Annotated in this window: 2 protein-coding genes; both read right to left on the reverse strand. The window is 74.7% G+C overall.

What is annotated here, in order from left to right; genetic code table 11:
• Window positions 1-1,248 (reverse strand): ATP-dependent helicase (locus tag PROKR_RS23625; protein ID WP_036968443.1); only part of this gene is annotated, 1,248 nt, incomplete at its 3' end.
• Window positions 1,245-2,124, reverse strand: an 880-nt coding sequence (locus tag PROKR_RS23630; RefSeq protein WP_157602614.1) for a RecB family exonuclease, incomplete at its 5' end; no start/stop codon positions are given. The genes PROKR_RS23630 and PROKR_RS23625, both read right to left, overlap by 4 nt.

Consider the following 2,124-nt stretch of genomic DNA (forward strand, 5'->3'; position numbering starts at 1 on the left):
CTGAGCCACCCACTCGGCGACGGCCTCGGCCTCCTCCTCCAGGGTCGCGGCGACGTGCGCCGACACCACGCCCTCGCCGGCCCCGGGCCGCAGGTCCAGGGGCGGCACCTCGACGTTCGTGGCCGCGCCCGACCGCGAGCGCAGCGGGCCCGAGACGATGTTCGCGGCCGTGAGGATCGCGGCGTCGTTGCGCCAGGAGGTGGACAGGTAGTGCACCGCGGCGGGGAAGCCGTCGTCGCGCTGGAAGCGGTCGGGGAAGCGGGCCAGGCCCGCCGCGGAGGCACCGCGCCAGCCGTAGATGGACTGGTGCGGGTCGCCGACGGCGGTGACCGGGTGCCCGCCGCCGAACAGGCCGGACAGCAGCTCGACCTGGGCGTAGGAGGTGTCCTGGTACTCGTCGAGCAGCACGACCTCGAACCGGGCCCGCTCGGCGGCGCCCACCATCGGGACCTCGCGGGCGAGCTGGGCGGCGAACGAGACCTGGTCGCCGAAGTCGAGCGCCTCGGCGATGCGCTTGCGGCGCCGGTACTCGACCACGAGGTCCACGAACCGGGCCCGTTCGGCGATCGAGCTGATGAGCTTGTCGACGTCCTTGGTGCGCTTGCGCTGCTTGGGACCGAGCGGGACCGACTCGAGGTGCTCGGCCATGTCGGTGAGGCGGGCCCGCGCGTCAGCGGGGTCGACGAGGTGCTCGCCGAGCGCGTCGGACAGCGCGACGACCGCCCCGGTCACGGTGCTCACCGCCCGGTCGGTGGCGAGGTCCTCGTCCCAGGACTCCACCACCTGCGACGCGAGCTGCCACTGCTCGGCCTGGCCGAGCAGCCGGGCGCTGGGCTCGACGCCCAGGCGCAGGCCGTGGTCGGCCACCAGGGAGGCGGCGTAGGCGTTGTAGGTGGCGACCGTCGGCCGGTCGAGGTCCAGGCCGGCCAGGGCCTCGCCGGACTCCTCGCCGAGCGCGCGGCCCAGCTGCGCCAGGCGGGTCTGCACGCGCTGGGTGAGCTCGCCCGCGGCCTTGCGCGTGAAGGTGAGGCCGAGCACCTGCTCGGGCTGGACCAGCTTGTTGGCGATGAGCCACACGACGCGCGCGGCCATGGTCTCGGTCTTGCCGGACCCGGCGCCCGCGACGACGAGCGCGGGCTCCAGGGGCGACTCGATGACGCGGACCTGCTCGTCGGTGGGCTCGTGTCGCCCGAGCAGCCGCGCGATGGCGCGGGCCGACAGGCGGATCTCCGGCTCGTGCCCGATCACTCGACCACCTTCCGTCCTTCGGGCTGCAGCGGGCAGGACCGGCGCACCACGCACATCTCGCAGAGGTCGTTGTTCCTCGCCGCGAAGCTCGCGGCGGCCATCGTGTCGGCCGCGCCCTCGACGGTGTCGCGGGCCCAGCTCCCGCCGTTCTCGTCGGGGGCGAGCGCGGGCTGGTTGCGCACGCCCGCCGAGACCGTCTCGGTGCCGACGTAGACCAGGCTCGCGCCCTTGCTGACCGTGCCGTCGGGCAGGTCGAGCGCGCCCTCCTCGACGGCGAGCTGGTAGGCGCCGAGCTGCGGGTTCTCGGCCGCCTTGTCCTTGCTGGCGGCGGTCTTGCCGGTCTTAAGGTCGGCCACGGTGACGCTGCCGTCGCCGGCGTCCTCGACGCGGTCCACCTGGCCGCGCAGCCGGGCACGGCCCACCCGCAGGTCGAAGTCGGCCTCGACGAGCAGCGGCTCACCGGCATCGCCCAGGTAGTCGGCGAGCCGCTCCACCATGCGCTCGGCGCGCTTGCGCAGCTGCAGCGAAGGCCAGCCGTCGGGCAGCGCGAGCTCGGGCCAGCGGCGGTCCAGCTCCTGCTTCAGGTCGGTGAGCGAGCCCTTCGGGTGCGTCTGCGCGATCGAGTGCAGCAGCGTGCCGAGGGTCTGGTGGGTGGCGTCCGGCTTGGTGCCGCCCGCCGCCTCGAAGGCCCAGCGCAGGGCGCACGTGGTCACCGTCTCGACCTTGGACGGTGACACGGTCACCGTGTCGGTGGCACCCCACAGGGGCACCTCGCTCGAGACGCCGGCCACGCCGTACCACGTGGTCGGGTCGGCCTCTGCGACACCGGCGGCGGCCAGGTCGGCCAGCAGCGCGGCCGCGGGCCGGGCGGCGGGT

Source organism: Promicromonospora kroppenstedtii DSM 19349 (assembly GCF_000515355.1).
Taxonomy (GTDB): Bacteria; Actinomycetota; Actinomycetes; order Actinomycetales; family Cellulomonadaceae; genus Promicromonospora; species Promicromonospora kroppenstedtii.